The 23,535-nt window shown below is 46.1% G+C and carries 14 protein-coding genes; 9 read left to right on the forward strand and 5 right to left on the reverse strand.

The window, feature by feature from the left end; translation table 11 throughout:
• Position 1: 1 nt before the first annotated feature.
• Positions 2-1,012 carry a UDP-glucose 4-epimerase GalE gene (galE, locus tag FLM53_RS04525; protein ID WP_176680923.1) on the reverse strand — a complete coding sequence of 337 codons (1,011 nt, stop codon included), beginning with the start codon at positions 1,010-1,012 and terminating at the stop codon, positions 2-4.
• A gap of 394 nt (positions 1,013-1,406) precedes the next feature.
• Here galE and ebgR point away from each other — a divergent pair, with 394 nt between their 5' ends.
• From ebgR to ygjK, 7 genes are all read left to right on the forward strand, one after another.
• Positions 1,407-2,390 carry a transcriptional regulator EbgR gene (gene ebgR / locus FLM53_RS04530; protein ID WP_176680342.1) on the forward strand — a complete coding sequence of 328 codons (984 nt, stop codon included), beginning with the start codon at positions 1,407-1,409 and terminating at the stop codon, positions 2,388-2,390.
• Positions 2,391-2,712: 322 nt separating this feature from the next.
• The gene (gene ebgA, locus FLM53_RS04535) at positions 2,713-5,829 is read left to right on the forward strand and encodes a beta-galactosidase subunit alpha (RefSeq protein WP_176680343.1); all 3,117 of its coding nucleotides are present in this window, start codon (positions 2,713-2,715) and stop codon (positions 5,827-5,829) included.
• Between the two features lie 3 nt (positions 5,830-5,832).
• Complete coding sequence (locus FLM53_RS04540; protein ID WP_176680344.1) at positions 5,833-6,285, forward strand: beta-galactosidase subunit beta; 453 nt, start codon at positions 5,833-5,835, stop codon at positions 6,283-6,285.
• 140 nt (positions 6,286-6,425) lie between these two features.
• On the forward strand, positions 6,426-7,850 hold the full coding sequence (locus FLM53_RS04545) for an amino acid permease (protein WP_161748948.1): 1,425 nt from the start codon (positions 6,426-6,428) through the stop codon (positions 7,848-7,850).
• 571 nt (positions 7,851-8,421) lie between these two features.
• Positions 8,422-9,855: an amino acid permease gene (locus FLM53_RS04550; RefSeq protein ID WP_176680345.1), complete on the forward strand. Its 1,434-nt coding sequence runs from the start codon at positions 8,422-8,424 to the stop codon at positions 9,853-9,855.
• Between the two features lie 349 nt (positions 9,856-10,204).
• Positions 10,205-11,269, forward strand: coding sequence for a protein YgjJ (gene ygjJ / locus FLM53_RS04555; protein ID WP_176680346.1), 1,065 nt, complete (start codon positions 10,205-10,207; stop codon positions 11,267-11,269).
• A 15-nt stretch (positions 11,270-11,284) separates the two neighbouring features.
• Positions 11,285-13,660, forward strand: a complete 2,376-nt coding sequence (ygjK, locus tag FLM53_RS04560) for an alpha-glucosidase (RefSeq protein ID WP_176680347.1) — start codon at positions 11,285-11,287, stop codon at positions 13,658-13,660.
• A gap of 190 nt (positions 13,661-13,850) precedes the next feature.
• On the opposite strand, the gene FLM53_RS04565 is transcribed toward ygjK, so the two are convergent.
• The 4 genes from FLM53_RS04565 to FLM53_RS04580 form a co-directional block, all read right to left on the reverse strand.
• Positions 13,851-16,958: a beta-galactosidase gene (locus tag FLM53_RS04565; protein WP_176680348.1), complete on the reverse strand. Its 3,108-nt coding sequence runs from the start codon at positions 16,956-16,958 to the stop codon at positions 13,851-13,853.
• Between the two features lie 165 nt (positions 16,959-17,123).
• Positions 17,124-18,350, reverse strand: a complete 1,227-nt coding sequence (locus tag FLM53_RS04570) for an ABC transporter substrate-binding protein (protein ID WP_176680349.1) — start codon at positions 18,348-18,350, stop codon at positions 17,124-17,126.
• A gap of 154 nt (positions 18,351-18,504) precedes the next feature.
• On the reverse strand, positions 18,505-19,356 hold the full coding sequence (locus FLM53_RS04575; protein ID WP_017632561.1) for a carbohydrate ABC transporter permease: 852 nt from the start codon (positions 19,354-19,356) through the stop codon (positions 18,505-18,507).
• On the reverse strand, positions 19,356-20,276 hold the full coding sequence (locus FLM53_RS04580; protein WP_176680350.1) for a carbohydrate ABC transporter permease: 921 nt from the start codon (positions 20,274-20,276) through the stop codon (positions 19,356-19,358). Before FLM53_RS04580 ends, FLM53_RS04575 begins: the two co-directional genes overlap by 1 nt.
• A gap of 296 nt (positions 20,277-20,572) precedes the next feature.
• Here FLM53_RS04580 and FLM53_RS04585 point away from each other — a divergent pair, with 296 nt between their 5' ends.
• Entirely contained in the window at positions 20,573-21,655 is a 1,083-nt protein-coding gene (locus tag FLM53_RS04585) for an ABC transporter ATP-binding protein (RefSeq protein WP_176680351.1), read from the forward strand.
• A 278-nt stretch (positions 21,656-21,933) separates the two neighbouring features.
• Positions 21,934-23,274: an MATE family efflux transporter gene (locus FLM53_RS04590; protein WP_176680352.1), complete on the forward strand. Its 1,341-nt coding sequence runs from the start codon at positions 21,934-21,936 to the stop codon at positions 23,272-23,274.
• Positions 23,275-23,535: the final 261 nt, after the last annotated feature.

Below are 23,535 nucleotides of genomic sequence, written 5' to 3' on the forward strand. Positions count from 1 at the left end.
CTTAGTAACCCTGAGGGTTATTCGACTGCCATTTCCAGGTATCCGCCGTCATTTCCATCACGCTGCGTGTCGCCTTCCAACCCAGTTCACGCTCTGCCTTTTCTGTGCTTGCCCAACATTCGGCAATATCACCAACACGGCGCGGGCAAAGTTCATAAGGAACAGGCTTGCCCGACGCTTGTGCAAAGGCTTCAACCATCTCAAGTACGCTTGAGCCTTTACCTGTACCTAGGTTGTAGATGTGCAAACCCGCTTTCTCACCCACGGCTTTTAATGCTGCTGCGTGGCCATCAGCCAGATCCATCACGTGAATGTAGTCACGAACGCCTGTTCCATCCGGTGTTGGGTAATCGTTTCCAAAGATAGAAAGCTTCTCTCTACGGCCAACGGCAACCTGTGCGATGAACGGCATTAGGTTGTTTGGAATGCCTTGCGGATCTTCGCCCATGGTGCCTGATGGGTGTGCGCCAACAGGGTTAAAGTAGCGCAGTAAAGTCACGCTCCAGTCGTTTTCAGCGTTGAATAAATCACTCAAGCACTCTTCGACCATGTACTTACTACGACCATAAGGGTTCGTGGTATCGCCCGTTGGTGAGCTTTCGGTGATCGGCACAATCTCAGGGTCGCCATACACGGTTGCCGAAGAGCTGAACACGATGCTTTTCACGCCTGCTTTCTTCATGCTGCGCGCTAGAACCAGAGAACCATTTACATTGTTATCGTAGTACTCCAAAGGCTTAGCGACTGATTCGCCGACTGCTTTTAGGCCAGCGAAATGAATGACGGCTTGAATGTCATGCTTAGCAAACACGCCATCTAAGAAAGATTCATCACGAATATCGCCAAGGTAAAATGTTGGTGTTTGACCGGTTAGCGCATTGATTCGCTCCAGTACTAGCTCTTTGCTGTTGCAAAGGTTGTCTACAATGATTGGCTCCATACCCGCCTGCATCATTTGAATACATGTGTGACTTCCGATGTAACCCATGCCGCCCGTTACCAGTACTTTCACAATCAACCTCTCTTCACTGTCATTCATGATGAAATCTGAACCGATACTCTGTGTATTAGTTCGTTGTTACAGAAATAGTAGCAGCCAATCTGACTATAATTCTGTGATCAGAACCACGAAGTGTAAACGTTTACACAAAGTTCCACGAGACATATTCATATCAACATTGAGTTGATGAATCGATAGATAGTGCTAATCCATTGAAATTAAATGAGATCTTTATAGATAGTGAGATTTGCGACATCACAGAGGAGTTGGGCATTTATTTTACTAAAAGTTAATGCATTGGCTTTCAGTTTGATTACAATAGGTCAGTAGAATAAAGAGGTGCATTGCTTTTTTTACTAAAGACGAATTTCAAAGCAGCGCAATGTTCCAAGAACAGGAAGTGAGTATGGCAACGTTAAAAGATATCGCGACGGAAGCAAATGTTTCATTAGCTACCGTTTCTCGGGTTCTCAATGAAGATCCTACATTAAGCGTCAAGGAAGAGACCAAAAGGCGTATCTTTGAAATTGCCGAGAAGTTGGAATACAAAACCAGCAGCTCACGTAAATCGGTTAGCGGTAAAAAGCAGAACCACCACTTCCTTGCTCTGTACAACTACAAGCAAGAAGCGGAAGTTAACGACCCTTATTATCTATCGATTCGCCACGGTATTGAGACTCAATGCGAGAAGATGGAAGTTAACCTAACCAACTGTTACGAAAGTAAAATACAGACAAACTCTAGCCAGATAACCGGTATTTTACTGGTTGGTAGAATGACGCAAGAAGTTATCGCACAAGCGAAAAAGCTCACCGATAATATCTGCTACGTTGACTTTACCGATCACTCTGAACCTTATGACTCTGTTGATATTGACCTTGCTCGCATCAGCAAAGAGATCACCAACTTCTTCATCAATCAAGGCTACGAACGCATTGGTTTCATCGGTGGCCAAGACGACATTAACACCTCCGATATTCGCGAAGTCGCGTTTGCTGAATACGGTGGTTTGAAGAACGTAGTCAGCGAACAAGATATCTACCGCGGTGACTTCTCTAGCTCATCTGGTTACAAACTGGCGAAGAAGATGCTAGAGAGCGGCGATTACCCGAAAGCGATGTTTATTGCATCAGATTCGATTGCAATTGGTGTTTTACGCGCCGTTCATGAACACGGATTAAGCATTCCAGAAGACATTGCGCTGATCAGTGTCAATGACATCCCAACCGCTAAATTTACCTTCCCAAGTTTATCAACCGTTCGTATTCACTCTGAACTGATGGGAATTCAAGGTGTTAACCTTCTGATTGAGAAAGTACGCGATGGCCGTACTATCCCACTAAGAGTTTACGTACCAAGTAAACTCAAGCTGCGCGACACAACAAAATAGCACTATATTTCAAATAGATAACTAAAGGTCACCTCTACTATAGGTGGCCTTTTTTATGCCTGTTATCTCCCTCTCCAATCACATATCGTCTCTTCCAATCTGCTGTATAAAACACCAAATAGCATTCTTTTAAGTGGATCACACAGCACCGTAAAAAGCCCACAAAAAACGTGATGGAGTTAAAGTAAAACGTTTTCATCAATTTCATTTAGTAAAACTTTTACTAATAATTACCTCAGTCCAAAAAATACTCGTATTCACTACGACCCAATTACGCATAAGAACGTCGGCCAGCATTCAAACAGGCCGAGAGAGAGGCAACGTGAACAACTGGGAAAACTTCCTGAACTTACATGAGAACCGTATGGCACCACGTGCTTACTTCTTCTCATACGCATCAGAAAAAACAGCTAAGACATTTCAACGTGAATTAAGCAGCCACTTCCAACTGTTAAGTGGTCAATGGAATTTCAGCTACTTCGCTAACCCGCTATTGGTTCCTGAAGAGTTTTACTCTCAAGAGATGAGCGACTGGGGCCACATTACGGTTCCAAACATGTGGCAAATGGAAGGCCACGGCGATCTTCAATACACAGATGAAGGTTTCCCATTCCCAATTGATGTGCCTTTCGTACCATCAGACAACCCAACAGGCGCCTACCAACGCTCTTTCTTCCTTGGCGAAAGCTGGGGCGAGAAGCAAATCATCATCAAGTTTGATGGCGTAGAGACCTACTTCGAGGTTTACGTAAACGGTGAGTATGTTGGTTTCAGCAAGGGCAGCCGCCTAACCGCTGAGTTCGATATCTCTGGCCACGTAAAAGCGGGCAACAACCTACTTTCTATTCGCGTGATGCAGTGGGCAGATTCAACCTACATTGAAGACCAAGACATGTGGTGGACGGGCGGTATCTTCCGTGATGTTTACCTTGTTGGCAAAGAACAACTGCACGTTCAAGATCTAACGGTTCGTACTGATTTTGACGATGCTTACCAAAGCGCGACCCTGTCGTGCAATGTTGCTCTAGAAAACCTAGCAGCAGCGACAAACGCAACCCTTGAGTACGCATTGCTTGATGGCAGCCAAGTTATCTCGCAAGGCTCTGTAGATAGCTTAGCTGTTCCTAACCAACAGACTGGCGGCAATGCGAACACTCAATTCTCTATTGATGTGGTTAACCCAGTTCAATGGAATGCTGAAAACCCGTACCTTTACCAACTGCTGCTTACCCTGAAAGACGCAGACGGCAAAGTGCTAGAAGTGATCCCACAACGTGTTGGTTTCCGTGACATTAAAGTTCGTGATGGTCTGTTCTACATCAACAACAAGTACGTGATGCTGCACGGCGTGAACCGCCACGACAACGACCATCTAAAAGGTCGCGCTGTTGGCATGGATCGCGTAGAGAAAGACTTGGTGCTGATGAAGCAACACAACATCAACTCAGTCCGTACCGCACACTACCCGAACGACCCACGCTTCTACGAACTGTGTGATATCTACGGCCTATTCGTGATGGGCGAAACCGATGTTGAAACACACGGCTTTGCTAACGTTGGCGACCTAAGCCGTATCACTAACGATGCAGCATGGGAAGCGGTGTTTGTTGAGCGTATCGAACGTCACATTCACGCTCAAAAGAACCATCCTTCTATCATCATGTGGTCTTTAGGTAACGAGTCTGGCTACGGCTGCAACATTCGTTCTATGTACGACGCAGCAAAAGCAATTGATGACACACGTTTGGTTCACTATGAAGAAGACCGTGATGCTGAGGTAGTAGACATCGTTTCAACCATGTACTCACGTGCTCAATTGATGAATGCCTTCGGTGAATTCCCACACGAAAAACCACGTATCATCTGCGAATACGCGCACGCAATGGGTAACGGCCCGGGCGGTTTAACCGAGTACCAGAACGTGTTCTACAAGCACGATTCGATTCAAGGTCACTATGTTTGGGAATGGTGTGACCACGGCATTCTGGCACGTGATGAAGCAGGTACTGAGTTCTACAAGTACGGTGGCGACTACGGTGATTACCCGAACAACTACAACTTCTGCATGGACGGTTTGATCTACCCAGACCAAACACCGGGGCCAGGTTTGAAAGAATACAAGCAAGTGATTGCCCCAGTGAAGCTTCGCGATTTCGATGCGCAAACTGGCACCTTCACCGTTGATAACAAACTGTGGTTCTCAAACATTGATGACTACACCATCACTGCAGAAATTCGCGCTGAAGGTGAAACCATTGCTGTGCAACACATCAAGGTTGAAGAGCTGGCAGAAAACTCTAGCCGTGAACTAACACTTAACTTGCCACAACTTGATGAGCGCGAAGTGTTTGTGAACTTTACTGTTCGCAAAGATTCCCGCACGCCTTACAGCGAAGCGAACCACGACATCGCGGTTTACCAATTCCAAGTAAAAGAGAACACGGCGCAGCTAGAAGCCTTCACCAACAACAATGCGACAGCACTGAATGTTGAAGAGTCTCGCCTCGCTTACCTAATCAAAGGCCACAACTTTGCACTGAACTTCTCGAAAGTGAACGGCAAGCTGACGTCATGGCTAGTCAATGGCGAAGAGATGATTAAGTCAGAACCAAGACTTAACTTCTTCAAACCAATGATCGATAACCACAAGCAAGAGCACGATGGTTACTGGGAGCCAGCACACCTACAGATCATGCAGGAACACTTCCGCACGCTTAACGTGGAAGTGAACAACGGCAAGGTAGAGATCACGACCACCAGCATCATTGCTCCACCAGTATTTGATTTCGGCATGCGTTGTGAATATCGCTACCAAATCAGTGCTGAAGGTCAGCTGAACGTTGAGCTAAGCGGCGAACGCTACGGTGATTACCCACATGTGATTCCAGTGATTGGTTTCGATATGGGCATCAACGGCGACTTCGACCAAGTTCAATACTACGGCCGCGGCCCAGAAGAGAACTACCAAGACAGCAAGCAAGCCAACATGATTGATGTGTACCAATCAACGGTTGCAGACATGTTCGAGAACTACCCGTTCCCACAAAACAATGGCAACCGCCAGCATGTTCGTTGGGCTGCGCTTTCAAGCCGCGCAGGTAATGGTATTGCAGTAAAACCACAGCAAGAAATCAACTTCAGCGCATGGTTCTACACCAATCAAAACCTGCACCAAGCACAACACACTATTGAGCTAGAGAAGAGCGGTTACATCACGCTAAACCTAGACCACCAAGTGATGGGCTTAGGCTCTAACTCTTGGGGCAGCGAAGTGCTCGACTCTTACCGCGTGTACATGGACGAGTTCCGCTACGGCTTAACTCTGATTCCATTCCAAGCAGGCGATTGCGACGCGCAGCACCTAATCAGTCACAACTTTGGCGATGAGTTTTTTACGGCGAACGCACCGAAAGCTCAACCACAACAGAACGAGGCATAAGCGATGATCGTTTTAGAGAACTTAGAACAATTTAAAGTCGTTTACCGCGATGGCCGTAAATGGCAACGCTGTGTAGAGGCGATTGAAAACATCGGCAACATCAAAGATGGCGTGATGTATTCGATTGGTGACTCACTGGCTTACATGATTGAAGACGGCGTGGCTCGTAACACCGAAAACTTTACTGGCAACCGTCGCTACTTCGACGTGCACTACTACCTAGAAGGTCGTGAATCTGTCGAGTTCGCAGCCAAATCAGAGCTAGAACAAATCCAAGCTTACAGCGATGAAACCGACCGTGAACACCTATTGGGTAACGGTGAAACTCGTGAGTTAGCTGAAGGCCAAGTGGCGATCTTTGATAACAGCAAAGCTTACCGCTTCCACGGCGATCATCGCGTTCGCAAAGTAGTTCTGAAAGTGACCATTGAAGACGGTTACTTCCTAAATAAGTAAGTAAAACCCTATTAATTCACAGCGCGTTTGAGCCTTGCCGTTCAAGGCTCAAATAGACTGAACAAACCCTCTATGCTTCTTCCCTACAAAGAAGCATAGAGAAATAACGACTATAATTATGTGATTCCCCGGAGGACACTATGTCTGAATCTGTACGCGGTAAGTTGGGCAAATTTGCCTTGCTCTCCATGACATTTGCAGCGGTATTTAACGTTCGCAACATCGTAAATAACAACATCGAATTGGGATTGAGTTCTGCTCCTATCTTTTTGCTTGCGACCCTTATTTACTTCATTCCATTCGTGTTCATCATTGCTGAATTTGTATCAGCAAACAAAAATTCTGAGTCAGGCATGTACGACTGGCTTAAAAAACCGCTGGGTACTAAAGCGGCCTACCTAGGTTCGTTCCTGTACTGGTTCGTGAACCTTTTCTGGTTTGTATCGCTGCTACCAAACGTTATCGCCTACGCATCTTACGCGATGCTTGGCTACGAATACGCCTTCTCACCTGTCGTCACATCGGCAATCTCGATTGGTCTATTTGCTGCGGCAACGCACATCTCAACCAAAGGCGCGAGCTGGTTAGGTAAGATTGCAGAGATCGTGGCATACGGTGTATTTGCTCTGTTCGCGATTTACGTTATCGGTGCACTGATGGCACTGGGCGGTAACCACGAACCAGTTGAACCAATCACGCTAGAAGCAATGACACCAACCATCAACTGGGCAACGCTGGGTATTATGTGTTGGATCTTCCAAGCAGCTGGCGGTGCAGAAACAGCTGCCGCATACCTAAACGATGTGAAAGGTGGTCATAAGTCTTTCATCAAGGTCATCATTGGTGCAGGTATCGCGATTGGTGCGATGTACGCAGTCGGCTCTCTACTAGTAAACGTATTCGTTGCACGTGATGAATTAACTTACGCTGGCGGCATGGTTGAAATCTTCACAGGTATGGCGAACTACTTCGACATTTCACAATCTCTAACGGGTCGCTTCGTTGGTATCGTACTGTTCGTTGCAATGTTCGGCTCGATGATGATGTGGACTGCGGCTCCTGTAAAAATTCACTTCTCTGAAATCCCTAAAGGTGTTTACGGCGAGAAGACAACAGAACTGAACGAGCACGGTGTTCCTGTTCGTGCAGCATGGTGGCAATTTGCGTTCGTATTCGTGATGCTTGTGGTTAACGGCTTCGGCTCTGAATCTGTACAAGACATGATGAACACGGCAATCAACCTAACGGCTGGTACCGCAATGCTACCGCCTATCTTCATCATGGTGGCTTACTTTGTATTCCGCTTGAAACACGACGACACACCGCGTGATTTCCGAATGGGCACTCGAGTTCAAGGTATGGCAGTGGTTTCGGTACTGATTGGTATCTTCGTTGTGAGCATGACAGCATCGGCATTCCCGACAGGTGTTGACCTTGTTCAAGCCTTCTTCATCAACGTGTTCATGACAGCGGTATTCTCTGGTATTGCATGGTGGTGGATCTCTCGCTTTGAAAAGAAGCAAGCAGGTAAAGAAGCAAAGCTAGAAACGGCTAAGCAGTCGTAATCCAAAATCTTCACATCTAATTAAAAGCGCCTTCATTGGCGTTTTTTTGTTTTAAATCAGATAATTGAAACAACAATCTCAAAAATAAAAACACCGTTCCGTCAAGGTTTCACTTCACGAAAAACACCAATTAATCGGTAATAAAACTCGAATAAAAACCAAGGTAAAACATTAACTAAATTTATTTACTCAAGGTCACATAATTGATCAATTTTGATTAACTTCCCGCCGCTTAATCTTTAATCTTCTTGCTGAAGAGACAAGCTGTTCCATATAAAAAAACGACACAAAGCCCCTACAAGCCTTATTAAACGTCGCACATGAAACAACCAATCTCTTTACAGAACTTCTGAGTCGTTAACCTGTTGTTTGGGTAATAAATTTACTGAAAACAGCAAAGGTAAATCACTAAGAAGTCCGATCGTAAATCTATAAAAATAATATCTGAGCCAACCCTGATTGATCTGAGCGGGTGTTTGCCAAACCAACATAACAATAAAAGTGCGGCCTAGAGCTTCCCTCTCTAGGACCAAGTTATAACGATCATCAACGTGATTCACCGGAGAACATCATGTCCGATAATAAACGCAGTACGATAGGCAAATTTGCCCTACTGTCTATGACCTTCGCGGCGGTATATAGCTTCAATAACATCATTAATAACAACATCGAAATCGGCCTATCTTCGGCTCCGATGTTCTTTTTAGCAACCATCTTTTATTTTATTCCTTTCTGCCTGATAGTCGCTGAATTTGTGTCACTGAATAAAGACTCTGAAGCGGGTGTTTATTCTTGGGTTAAAAGCTCGCTAGGCGGCCGCTGGGCGTTTATTTCGGCTTACACTTACTGGTTTGTTAATCTATTCTTCTTCACGTCTCTGCTGCCTAGAATCATCGCTTATGCGTCGTATGCGTTCTTAGGTTTCGAGTACATCTTCACGCCAATGACCACGGCAATTCTGAGTACCATTTTGTTTGCGGTCGCGACTCACATCTCGAACAACGGCGCGAAGCTACTGGGCCCTATCACCTCTTTAACTTCGTCACTGATGCTATTGCTGACTTTGTCTTACATCCTGTTATCAGGCGGCGCATTGGTTGGTGGTATAGAACCCGCTGATCCAATCACGATTGAGGCAATGACACCAAGCTTTAACTGGGCATTCCTTGGCGTAATCACCTGGATCTTCATGGCAGCAGGCGGTGCAGAATCGGTCGCGGTTTACGTAAACGACATCAAAGGCGGTCACAAGTCTTTCGTTAAGGTAATCATCATTGCCGGTATCTTTATCGGTGCACTTTACTCCGTTGGTTCTGTACTTGCGAACGTGTTTGTTGCTCGTGAAGAGCTTAAGTTTACTGGTGGTTCAGTACAGGTATTTGAAGGTCTAGCAAGACACTTTGGCTTGTCTGAGATCCTAATGAATCGCTTTGTGGGTGTGGTTTCATTCACTGCGATGCTGGGCTCGCTACTGATGTGGACAGCAACACCGGTTAAGATTTTCTTCTCTGAAATCCCTAAAGGCATCTTCGGCGAGAAAACTGTCGCACTCAACAAACAAGGCGTGCCAGAGCGTGCGGCTTGGGTTCAGTTCTTCATCGTAATTCCACTGATGTTCATCCCAACACTGGCGTCGGACACAGTACAAGACCTAATGAGTACCATCATCAACATGACAGCCGCAGCCTCTATGTTGCCGCCACTGTTCATCATGATTGCTTACCTGCACCTGCGTGTAAAACTCGACCATCTACCTCGTGATTTCCGCATGGGCTCACGCCGTGTAGGCATTACCGCAGTGTCGATTCTTATCGGTATTTTTACAGTTGGGTTCTTTGCATCAACGTTCCCGACTGGCGCAGACATCATGACCATCATTTTCTACAACGTGGGTGGCATTGTTATCTTCCTTGGCTATGCGTGGTGGAAGTACGGTCAATACGAGAAAAGCCTGTCTCCTGAAGAGAAGAAGTTAGAAGCAAAGCCAGAACCTGCTAACGCTTAATTTGGCTTGATACTCTCATTAAAAATCTAAGGCACTCTCCATTTGGTGAGTGCCTTTTTATTTACAAGCCTGTTTATTGGTTAAAAATTCGATTCATACCCCAAATACCTCCCACCCCAAGCATTAGCGTACAAATTCAACTAAAAACCAAAATAAATTAAAAGTAAATATTTACTAAAAACAGATCACATTTTTAGATCGATTTAATTTTAAACACAAAAATAATCATTAATATCGGTTTTGCGATCGTAAGTGACCTGACCATATACGCCTTGAAGAGCACCCCAATATTAGAAGTCAGAACAGCCTACGAAGCTTCATTTATCAACCCGAAACAGAAGTGAATAAAATGAAACGTAGTTTTACTAAAACCACTCTTATTACAAGCTGTATCCTTGCTGCTCTAACGGCTAATGCCCACGCTGATGAAACAGCCGCTAACCACAGCGACACTCAGCCCCCTAAAACAGAATCTGAAACGCTATTTAACTTCTATGGTGAGCTTGGCCTTGGTGGTCACGTTGCACTAGAAGGCGACGACAAAGGCCGCTACGCAGACGGCACTTACATTGAGGCTGGCTTGGCTATCGAGCATGGCAATTGGTTTGGTCTTGCTTACATGGAAGGCTGGACGGTACAAGCCGATGACGAAGGCAATGCTTGGGCGACTGGCCATGGCTGGGGCGGCTTCGAAGGTGGTTTTAACCGCTTTTACGCTGGCTACCGCACTGATGCAAAAACAGAATTTATTGTGGGTCGTATGGACTCGTCACTGGATGACGTTCAATGGTGGGGTGACCCTACCGTTGAGTACGGCTACGCGATCTCAAACACGCGTGACGTGCATGTTGGTGTGAAGATACAAAATCTAGAAGGCAAGCTACGCTACAGCGTTTCCTTCGCACCTGAATCAGACTTCTCTGAAGACGATGCCCTGCTTCACTTCGGTAAGTACGACAACTTCGCAGACCAATGGAAAGACAAAAATGCCATGGTCAACGGTTACCTCCAATACGATCTAACTGACGACCTAACCCTAATGGGCGGAGGTGAAGTTCGTAATAACGACGGTGGTGAACTTCTACTGTTAGGTGCTGAGTATAAGAACTTCGCAACGCGTGTATGGCACGACACAGACAAAGGCAACCAAGAGTCTTTCGGTAGCGAGTCAGGTATTCAAACCAGTGCTTGGTACGAAGCGGCGCAAGGCGTTTACCTATCAGCAGCCTACAACTACGCAAACTTTGATGGCGACAATGGTGAAAAAGAGATCACCTCTTACATCAACGCAGGTGTTTGGTACGAATACGGCAACGGTGCGTTTGCGACTGCTTTCGATAGCCGCTTTGGCGTAGGCAGCGACACTGAAATTGGCGACGCACAAGTGTTCGCAATGCAATACTTCTACTGGTAATAACAGGAACTCACTATGAAACTGAACAAATCATTCGCAGCTCTCGCTATTGGCGCAGCACTTGTTGTTACTGGCTGTACATCAAATACAGGCTCTGAAGAACTTCAAGCCAACCAATTTAAAAACGTTATCGACCGTACTGGCTCACCAGAATACATGCGTGATTACGACTTCGATGACCACCAGCGTTTCAACCCATTCTTCGATTTAGGTGCATGGCACGGTCACTTACTGCCAGATACAGCTGAAGGCATGGGCGGCTTCCCGGGTACAGCGCTGCTTACCGAAGAGTACATCAACTTCATGGCTGATAACTTTGACCGCTTAAGCGTGTTCAAAGATGGCAAAAAAGTCGCGTTTACCATGGAAGCTTACAGCCTACCGGGCGCATTGGTTCAGACACTAAAATCTGACGATGTGACGGTAGAGATGACAATGCGTTTTGCTTCTAACCGTACCTCTTTGCTAGAAACCAAAATCACCACAGACTCACCTGTTGAGTTGGTGTGGGATGGCGAACTACTAGAGAAGACACACGCGAAAGAAGGCGTCGCGCAAACCGATAAAACCATTGCTGAAACCTACCCTGAGTACGATCGTAAAATAGTCACAACCGACGATGGCCTAAAGGTCACTTTCGGTAAAGTACGTTCAACGTGGGATCTACTGACTTCAGGCGAGTCTGAGTACCAAGTTCATAAATCGATTCCAACCCAAACCACAGTTGATGGCCTAACGTTTACTTCGACGGCAAACATTGATGAATCGACCACCATCTACACCACATACTCGCATGTTCTAACGGCAGAAGAAGCACAAGCTGAACAGCCTGAAATCAAAAAGATCATGGCAAACCCGACTGACTTCTTAGCGGCATCAGCAGAACGTTGGGAAGGCTACCTAGAGATGGGCTTAACCAACCCGAACGCAACACCAGAACAAGAGCGTGTTGCAGTAAAAGCGATGGAAACCCTAAACGGTAACTGGCGTGGCGCAGCAGGTGCAATGGAGTTTGATTCTGTCACTCCATCGGTAACCGCTCGCTGGTTCTCAGGCAACCAAACATGGCCATGGGACACATGGAAACAAGCTTACGCAATGGCTCACTTCAACCCAGATGTGGCGAAAGATAACATCCGCGCGATGTTCGCTTACCAGATTCAGGCTGACGACGCGGTTCGCCCTTGGGATGAAGGCTACGTGCCAGACCTACTGGCATACAACCTAAGCCCAGAACGCGGTGGCGACGGTGGTAACTGGAATGAACGTAATACTAAACCTAGCCTAGCGGCATGGGCGGTAATGGAAGTCTACAAGACCACCAGCGACGAAGCTTGGTTAGAAGAGATGTATCCAAAGCTAGTCGCATACCACGACTGGTGGCTACGCAACCGTGATAACAACGGCAACGGCGTTCCAGAGTATGGCGCAGCGCGTGACAAAGCACACAACACTCCTGAAGGTGAAATGTACTTCACCGTGGTTCGTGGTGATAAGCATGAAACCGTCGTAGGCCAAGCGGCACTGGATAAAGTCGTGGCAGAAGGTAACTATGACTACATCGAGAGCCCAGCTCAAACCGCTGCGTCTTGGGAATCAGGTCGTGATGATGCGGCAGCCTTCGGTTTCATTGATAAAGACCAGCTAGACGCATACGTTGCCAACGGCGGCAAACGTAGTGATTGGGATGTTGAATTCGCTCAAAACCGCGCGGAAGACGGCACCCTATTGGGCTACTCATTGCTGCAAGAGTCGGTTGACCAAGCAAGCTACATGTACAGCGATAACAAGTATCTAGCGGAAATGGCTGACATTCTGGGTAAAGACGCAGAAGCGAAAGAGTTCCGCGAAAAAGCGGAGCACCTATCGAACTACATCAACACCTGTATGTTCGATGAAGGCACTAACTTCTACTACGACATTCGTATTGAAGATAAGCCTTTAGCTAATGGCTGTGCGGGTAAACCGATTGTTGAGCGTGGTAAAGGCCCTGAAGGTTGGTCACCACTGTTCAATGGCGCAGCAACGCAAGCACATGCTGATGCGGTTGTTTCTGTGATGAAAGATATTGGGGAGTTCAACACCTACGTTCCACTGGGCACAGCAGCGCTTTCTAGCCCAGCATTTGGCCCTGATATTTACTGGCGTGGACGTGTATGGGTAGACCAGTTCTACTTCGGCCTAAAAGGTATGGACAGCTACGGCTACCGTGATGATGCGATTAAAATGGCAGGCGCATTCTTCGACCACGCAGATGGCTTGGTGCAAGACGGTCCTATCCGTGAGAACTACAACCCACTAAACGGTGAACAACAAGGTGCACCAAACTTCTCTTGGAGTGCGGCTCACCTATACATGTTGTACAACGATTTCTTTACTGATGCAGAGTAAGTAAAAACCTATACCTGTCTTCTGAAATTCAATGAAAATCTAACCTCATAAATTTCAGGCTTTGGCACTCAGTATCTCGCTGAGTGCCTTTTTTATATCTGAAGTAACGTAAGCGAAAAACAGGTTATCAGAGTATTTGGCCTACCATGATCCTTTTACAATCTAACCTATATAAAATCATTAATATCAATTAGCTAGGAAAGAACCTTACTTGATAGTGGTAATGTTCTCGTTGCAACTTGAATTCATCATGGACACTTGGCGTCCATGAATCGTCACCGCCCACACCCATATGAAAACCATCGACATAGACAAACAACTGGTCTTGCTCGGTTAGGTCACAAGTGTGCTTCGCTTGTTGTAGTTGCTGTTGACCAATACGGCTGACAGAGAACTGGAAATCGCCTTGTAGCTCAAATCCACCAATCACGGCTTCACGCACGTCACAGCGCAATCCGCAATCGGAGGGGAAAATATAAGGAGTATGCATCTGCTCGATACTCTGTTGGTACAGTCCCATATACGCAGCAAGTTTACGATCAGGATAGTTTTCATGCGGGCCTCGACCAAACCACGCCACATTCTCAGGCACATCAGCCAAAGCAAACGTAAGCCCAACACGCGGTAATGATGGTAACCCTTTCGCTGCTTCAACATGTACATCAAGCTTCACCTCACCATCGGAAAATAATTGATAGCGCCATGTCGATAGCAATCGTACTTGCCCGGAAACGACGTGTGCAATTTTTGAAGTCACCACAACACAGTTGCCCGGAGTGCCGAAGGTAAACTCAATACATTCTGGAGACAGCTTATCTAGCCCCATGGCTTGCCAACGCGCGATCCAAGAGCTGGGGTCAACTCGATTGGCTTCACTAACACCAATATCATTATCTAATGGCGCACGATAGAAATGGTCTCGAATACCACTCGCCAATTGCTCGACACCTCTTAGCTGCCAGCTCTCGAGCGTACCCGTCAGTCGATTAAATTCGACCTGATAATCATCTCCTCGAATCGTCAGTGTAGCTCCCATTTCTTGAACTTTAGGAGGCTTAGCGGAGAGGTTCATATCGAGCAACAATTGCGGTGCTGCAGGCAGAAGTAATTGTTCACTCGCGGTAACGTGCCCTTCATTAGCCCATGAGGTTTTTGCACTCAATACCACCTCTAAGTTCAAGTGATTGAGCGTATTAATTGAAGGTGTCACGTCGACCCCATCGAGCTCTATACGTGTGCAAGAATCCAGTTCAACCAGCAGTTCAATGCTACCTTGGCTCTGCATCTCGCCATCTTGGGTTATGTTCCAGTTCAAGATTTCAATCTGACTCGTATGGAATAAGTGCTCACTGCGTATCTCAATGACCAAAGGTGATACAGAAATGAGAGTGAACTGATAAAACTGCTGCGCTTTCTTCACTTCATGCAGGGTTGGATGAACCGTCCTGTCTGGGAAAACCAAGCCGTTGATGCAAAATTGACGGTCGTTAATGTCGTCACCAAAATCACCACCGTACGCCCAATAAGGCTGGCCGTTTTTATCTTGTTTGGTGATGCCCTGATCGACCCAATCCCAAATAAAGCCGCCTTGTAGCCTTGGGTTATCACGAAAGGCTTGCCAGTATTTATCAAAGCTACCTAAGCTATTGCCCATCGCATGTGCGTATTCGCACAAGATCAGCGGGCGCTGTTCATTAGGCAAGGCAATCGCTTTACGAATACCGACACGCGGCGTGACCTCAGGTTGATGCTCAACCACAGGTAAATCCCAATCGACACGAGCATACATAGGACACAAAATATCAGTGGCAGCAGTGTTTGCGCCACCGCCCTCATATTGAACGGGGCGAGTTGGATCGGCCAGCTTCACCCATTGGTACATCGCGTGGTGATTACGACCAATTCCCGATTCATTACCCAACGACCAAATGATGATGCTGGCGTGGTTCTTATCACGCTCCACCAAACGAGTCATCCGTCGCATATAAGCGTTCAGCCAAGAAGCAGCATCCGACAAGCGACACATCGGGACTTGTCCATGAGTTTCAATGTTTGCTTCATCGACCAAGTACAGACCATATTCATCACACAACTCATACCACATCGGGTGATTCGGATAGTGCGCGGTTCTGACTGCATTAAAATTGTTCTGCTTTAGCAGCTTGATGTCTTCAATCATCCCTTCTCGAGTCATGGTATGACCGAGTTCAGGATGATGCTCATGTCGATTCACGCCTCGAATTAGCAAAGGCTTGCCGTTCACTTTTAGCAGCCCATCATTAATCTCGACGCTACGGAAACCAACATCGTAAGCCTCACAATCGATCAATTCGCCCTGTTCATTCTCTAATGAGATAACACAACGATAGAGATAAGGAGATTCAGCGCTCCACTTGTGCGGATTGGCAACTGAGGGTTGACTGTGTGCCACTTCCTGCCAAGGGCCTTTTTCATCAATATACCTTTGCCCAAAACCAACCACATCAGGCTCATTCACTCGATGACCTTGCGCATCATACAGCTCAACCTTTACCTGATAAGCACCGCTACTCTCGTTATCATTTTTTGATATTTTGACATCGACATTAAGCTGCGCATCACGATAAGCACCATCTAATTGAGTTTCAATTCTTACATCTTCTATCGCTGTCTTTGGCTTACTTAGCAAAGTGACATCACGGAAAATACCGCTCAACCACCACATATCTTGGTCTTCAAGGTAAGAGCCATCCGACCAACGCAATACCATCACCGCAAGTGTGTTTTCACCTACACTAAGATACTCAGACAGATCAAACTCGGCTTGCAATCGGCTGTCTTGCGAATAGCCCACCCATTTACCATTACACCACACATGAAAAGCAGAATTGACGCCATCAAAGGCTAGCCTATGGGTATCCAATAACGCTTCTTCGGTACATTCAAAACGAGTTCGATATAGCCCTGTTGGGTTATCGCTTGGCACAAAAGGGGGCGTATCAGAAAAAGGGTATTTCACATTGGTGTAGATAGGTTTATCGAAGCCCTGCATTTGCCAATTACTTGGGACATCTATCTGCGCCCATTGTGAGTCATCAAAGTCTTGAGATACCGATTCCTCCGTCACTAGCTCGGGGGCAGAAAACAACTGAAAGCGCCACTTTCCGTTTAGAAACAGCTTACGCTCAGAACGTTTAGCGAGTGCGTCGGCACCTGAAAGGTAGCCGTTCAAAGGCGCGTGAGCCTCAATAACATTGTGGTGAGTAACGTGTTGGTTTTCCCACTCGCGAGCCGAGATGATTTGAGAAAAGTTTCTCATGGAGCATTCCTTACTATAAACCGTGTAACGTGAATCATTGCGAGTGCGACTGAGTGACAACAAGCGCTAGAGAACTACACAAGGGCTAGCGATCTAAACAAAGGCATTGGCAATGACAAACGAGAAAAGAAAAGCCGCAACCAAAATAGCTGCGGCTTATGAGTATTACTTGAAGGCGCGTTTGCTCACCTTATCCAGTTTTTTCAAGATCTTATCGATTCGTTCAGGGTGAACCATAAACTCTTGAAAACCTTTCATGCCCTCTTTGGCCATTGCAGGGTTGGTGTCACGGTCGTAGAACTGAGCAGTACCTGCGCTTGACGCTAACATCGCAACGCCTTTGTCTAAGAACGGATCAGATTTCGCCTTGGCTTTGTTGTTGGTTGGGATCTGTAGCAACATCTCATTGATCAGTTGTTGGTTTTCAGCGCGAGCAACAAATTCAAGGAACTTACGTGCATCTTCTTTGTTCTTTGCCTTAGAAGGAATGTGCAGCGTATCCATTGGTGCATCTTCAGACATAGGAATACTTGGATCGATCACCGGGAATTGGAAGAAATCCATCTTACCATCCAACTCTTCAGGGAAGTTTGGCGTGATGAAGTTACCCATCAGGTACATCGCCGCCTTGCCGTTATACAAGAAAGGCTGCGCTTCTTGCCAAGAGTAAGACGCGTGATTCTCAAGGAAATAGCCTGGCTCAACTAATTCTGCCCAGTTCGCGAAGGTTTTCTTCACACGTTCATCCGAGTAAGGCACCTTGCCATCCATCAACTGGATATGAAAATCAAGACCATTGGTACGCATGTTGATGTAGTCAAACCACCCTGCCGCCGTCCATAGGTATTTAGTGCCTATCGCGAATGGCGCAACACCATTTTCTTTCAACGTTGCAGACGCTGACTTTAGGTCTTCCCACGTTTTCGGCTCACCAATGCCGTACTGTTCAAAAATGTCTTTGCGGTAGTAGATACCCCATTGGTAATACGTGTATGGCACACCATATTGCTTGCCTTGAACTGTCATCGCTGGAGCGGCGGCAGCAAAATCTTGCTTCATGTTTTTGTCTGCCCAAATGTCACTCACATCTTCAAACAAACCACGGTCAACGAAGGCTTTCATTCGGTTACCCGCATACCAGAACACCACATCCGGCGGCGAAGTCACCAGCCAGTTACGGATCGTGGTCTTATACGACTCATGGTCATATAGATTGTACTTCACCGTAATATCAGGGTTCTCTTTCTCAAAGCGACTGATGATCTCTCCCCACGCCTCTTTAGGTGCAGGATCGGACGCATCTGAGTTAATGACTAACGTGCCAGCAAAAGCAGTGGTCGTCAGAGAGGCAGCAAGCACTGCAGAAGCAGCGATATGTTTCACGTATTTCATATTAAGGTCCTTGTTGTGGAGCTAAGCTCACTAAGTCCAATTTTTATTATTGTGTTGCGTAGAGTTTGTCGTGCTTGGTTACTCTTTTTGTATTAATCCACGATGGATTGGGTTCAATAAAGGCACCTGTTACATCGGCGCCTTTACATTGTTTCTATCCTTTCGTTGCGCCTAATGTGAGGCCAGCAATGAAGTGTCTTTGCATGGTAAAGAACAAGACAACAGGTGGGATCGCAGCGACAACCGCGCCTGCTGACATAAATTGCCAAGACGCTAACCACTGCCCTTGCAAAGAACTTAAGCCCGCAGTCACAGGGCGAACTTCGTCACTCTGTACTAGAACTAACGCCCAGAAGAAGTCATTCCAGATGAAGGTAAACACCAGTACCGAAAGGGCCGCTAGCGCAGGGCGAACCAATGGCAACACCACATGCCAAAATATTCTCCATTCACTCACCCCTTCTACACGTGCCGCTTCAATCAATGCATCCGGAATTCCAACAATGAAGTTACGCATGAACAAGGTACAAAAACCTGCTTGGAAAGCGATATGGAAGAAAATCAGAGCCCAATGGGTATCGTAGAGACCAAGGCCAATCGTTAGGTCACGTACTGGAATCATCAGGATTTGAAATGGTACAAAGTTACCCGCGATGAACATCGCAAAGATCCATACATTGGCTTTGAAGTTGTACTTCGCCAAAGCATAGCCAGCCAGTGTCGACAACGCCACAGCCCCTGCAACGGCAGGTAGAGTGATGATCAAACTGTTGATTAAGTACTGTCCCATCGAGGTCGAGGTAAAGACTTGGGTATAGTTTTCAATGAATTGAATCTCGCTCGGCCAGCCCCAGTAGTTACCTTTGTTGATGTCTTCCATCGAACGGATCGATGTCATCATCACCGCGATCAATGGCAATAACCACATCACGATCGAGAGCGGTAGAGCAACGCGATAACTGATATTGGTAAAGCGGCCAGCTTTTTGAATTGGTTGCGGATACATTATTTTTCACTCCTTAACATACGCCACAAGAAGTAAGCGATATAGATATCCATGATCAGGAATAACACTACAGACACCGCGGCACCGTAACCCATGCGGTAGTTGAATATAGACTCTTCATACATTTGATACGCCAGAACGGTTGAGCTACCCCAAGGGCCACCAGCAGTCATGGTCGCCACCAGGTCGAATGAACGCAGTGCACCGATCACGGTAACTACGACCGCGATAAAGGTGGCAGGCCTTAGTTGAGGCAACACCACATACCACAACATGCGCCACTTCTTAGCTCCATCAAGGCGAGCTGCTTCTAACTGTTCAGGGTCGAGATTATTCAGCCCCGTTAAATATAAGATCATGCAATAAGAGATCTGCGGCCATAAGCCCGCAGCGATGATTCCGTAAGTCACGTAGTCCTCATCGGCAAGTATCGAAATAGGCTCGAAACCAAACGATCCAAGAGCAATATTGAAAAGGCCAAAAGAGGGATCGTAGAACCAAGCAAATACGAGACCGACCACCACTTGAGAGATAACAAACGGGAAGAAAAACAGAGATTTTACGACACGAATGCCCTTCACTTGCTGGTTGAGAAAAAGGGCAATGGCCAAGCCACACGGTGGCGCGAGCATAAAGAAGATCAACCAAAGGAAGTTATTCGTTAACGAAGTATAAAAAGCATCTGAATCAAAAAGCTCACGATAGTTCTCAAGCCCCACCCACTCTTTTTCACCTAAGCCATCCCATTCAAAGAAGCTCAACCAGATACTGTCTAAAATGGGGTAGATGACATAGAGCGAAAAGATAGCGATAGCGGGCGCTAAGAATAACCAAGGGGATACCTTGGAACTAATACGCCGCTTTTTATTGGCTGATGGGGTACGATTTTCTGGGTATATCGTTTTCACAGATTGCTCCATTTCCCGAAATTCCTTGTCTTCAAAGCTTTATTTTCTATTTGATGAATTACCAGTCATTTTCGTAAATTCAATCAAGCAGCTCAGCGTTTATAGTAATTACGTTCAAATATTAGGCTTATTGATAACATTACGCACAGTTATGTTTCATTTCTGTAAACGTTTCCACAAAAAACAATATGATTTGTAAAATTTGTATGACGAGGATCAATAATTCATGCGAGGCATCTAACAAATTTCTGATGAAAGCGTATGTTTTAAAGGCAAAGTGATGTAGTCCAACGAGGCAAGGAGAAAGCATGGCTGATATCAGCTTAAAACAGGTCATCAAGCGTTACGGTGATATACAAACCATCCATGGTGTTGATCTAGAGATAAATAATGGCGAGTTTGTTGTATTTGTTGGCCCGTCTGGCTGTGGTAAATCAACCCTCCTACGCTTAGTGGCTGGCCTAGAAGAGATCACAGAAGGTGAAATCCATATTGGCAACGACCTAGTCAATGATGTTGATCCCGCTGAACGTGGTGTCGCTATGGTGTTCCAGTCTTATGCACTCTACCCTCACATGACTGTTGAAGAGAACATGGGCTTTGGCCTGAAGATGAATGGCGTCGCCAAAGAAACCGTCGAGAAACAGGTCACCAGTGCTGCGAAAACGCTTCAACTAGAACCTCTATTGAAACGTAAACCTAAAGAGTTATCTGGCGGACAACGTCAACGTGTCGCTATCGGTCGAGCAATAGTTCGTAACCCAAGAGTGTTCTTATTCGACGAACCCTTGTCTAATCTAGATGCAGAACTTCGTGTCGATATGCGCTTACAAATCGCTAAATTGCATCAAGATCTGCAAAATACCATGATTTACGTAACTCACGATCAAGTCGAAGCAATGACACTTGCGGACAAAATCGTCGTGCTTAGAGACGGTCGAGTGGAGCAAGTCGGCTCACCTCTCGACCTGTACCATTCTCCTCAAAATGAATTTGTGGCAGGCTTTATCGGCTCTCCGAAAATGAACTTCTTACCTTGCTTGGTCAATAGTACCTCTGAGACTCATGCCCAACTGACTGTTAATGGCCTTAGTAAAATCACTCTGCCCCTGCCAAGTGATGGCCTTGCTGAAGGACAAAAGCTGACTCTTGGTATTCGACCAGAACATCTAGAGATCAATGGCGAATCGGATATTACTATTGAGTTCCAGAGCGAAGTGGTAGAACGATTGGGCAACAGCACTTACATGTTTGGCCAATCATGTGGCGTTGATAGCTTTAAAGTTCACCTCCCTGGAGATCAAGAGGTCACTCGTTATCAGTCCCTCAATTTAAATTTCGCATCCATTAACTGCCACCTATTTGATGCCGAAGGTCAACGTATTAACTAGCTATTTCAAACGGTAAAGCTGGCTCGAAAGGCTAGCTTTACCTCATAATTCATTCACCGTAATCACCTTATTCTTCAGTGATTACCTCCCTTCTTTACTTCTTATCTCTCTATGAAACGATTCAAAAAGTTTCATGTACCCCACTTAGTTTTTGGCTCTAACGACCTTATTGGTATTTTCTTTACCCTTAATAGCTATCCGGACATTAATTTGATAGTCGTTTACTAAATAATCGCTAAACTATAGCGTCGCCTACCCCTTTTTTTGAGAAAACCTAAATGCCTAATGCTGATTCCACCCTAAACAAACGTATGGGAATCGTTGCGCTCACCTGGCCAATTTTTATCGAAGTTCTTTTAAGAACGGCACTCAACACCAGTGATGTATTCATGTTATCGGGATACTCAGACAAAGCCGTGTCTGCCGTTGGTGTTATCTCTCAGATATCCTTTTTCCTTATCATCGTCTCGACCATGGTCAGCAGTGGTACTGGCATTCTAATCGCCCAATATAACGGCGCCTCTCGCGACCAAGAAAGCGCACAGGTCGGCGTTGCTAGCATCATATTGGCGATTGTTATGGGTGTATTGCTGAGTATTTTCGCTGTGCTGGGCGCTGAATACTTTATTCCGCTCTATCAACTTGAAGCTCAGGTCGAGCAATACGCTCAAGAGTATCTGTTCATCAGTGGTGCGCTGACCTTTAACGTCACACTAGGTGTGGTGCTCACCACGATCCTACGCAGTCATGGCTATTCAAAATCACCCATGGTCATCAATATGATTGCAGGTGTTATTAACGTGTTCGGCAACTACTGCGCACTCTACCAACCTTTTGGTATGCCGGTTTACGGCGTGCAAGGCGTAGCGATTGCGACCGTCATTAGCCAAGTAATCGGGATGTTTATCTTAATTGGTGTCGTGAGAAGTAAAGGCATTGATCTACCACTGAAACAGTTTAAGTCGGTACCTAAAGCCATCTACCAGAAGATCATTAAGATTGGCTCAATGAACGCCGGGGAAGTGCTGTCTTACAACATGGCGCAGATCACCATCATGTTCTTTGTCGTGCAAATGGGCACGGCTTCGTTAGCAGCATTCACCTATGCACAAAATATCGCACGCCTCTCTTTTGCGTTTGCACTGGCAATTGGTCAGGGAAGCCAAATTCAAACCGGTTACTACATCGGCAAAGGTTGGATTGATGAAATCGCCAACCGAGTGCAACGTTATTTTGTGGTTGGCTTTATCGCCTCGACCACCCTTACCTGCGTGATCTATCTGTTCCGTTTCGAGATATTGGATGTGTTCACACAAGACCCTGAGATTCTCGCGCTGACGGCCTCTCTGATTGCTGGCTCTATTATTTTAGAAGCAGGTCGCGTGTTTAACCTGATCTTCATCTCTTGCTTGAAAGCCGCTGGCGACATCAAGTTCCCGGTGAAAATGGGCATTGTTAGCATGTGGGGGATTGGTGTCGCGATGAGCTATCTACTTGGTGTGCATTGGGGTTATGGTGTATTTGGTGCTTGGATGGCGATCGCGATGGATGAATGGTTCCGCGGGTTAATCATGGTTCGCCGCTGGCGAGCAAAAAAATGGACTCGCTTCTCTTTATAATCCAATAAAAACAATACTCTACACAACATGTTAGGCATCTCAGTTATCGCTACTGGGCTGCCTTTCATAGTATTTGGCCTATGATGTTCCTTCCCGTTTATTAACTGTACGGCCTCCATACCCTACCCGTTCAATCCCCTCTTGTTTCTAATCACACCTCTACTCTTCATTACCTTCAATCCAATATAGAAAGTGTACCTGAAGAAAGCATTATCAACATTTTCTATATAAAGATTATTCAATCGTAGGGATTATCAAACA

The organism is Vibrio sp. Scap24, assembly GCF_013394185.1.
GTDB classification, from domain to species: Bacteria; Pseudomonadota; Gammaproteobacteria; order Enterobacterales; family Vibrionaceae; genus Vibrio; species Vibrio pomeroyi.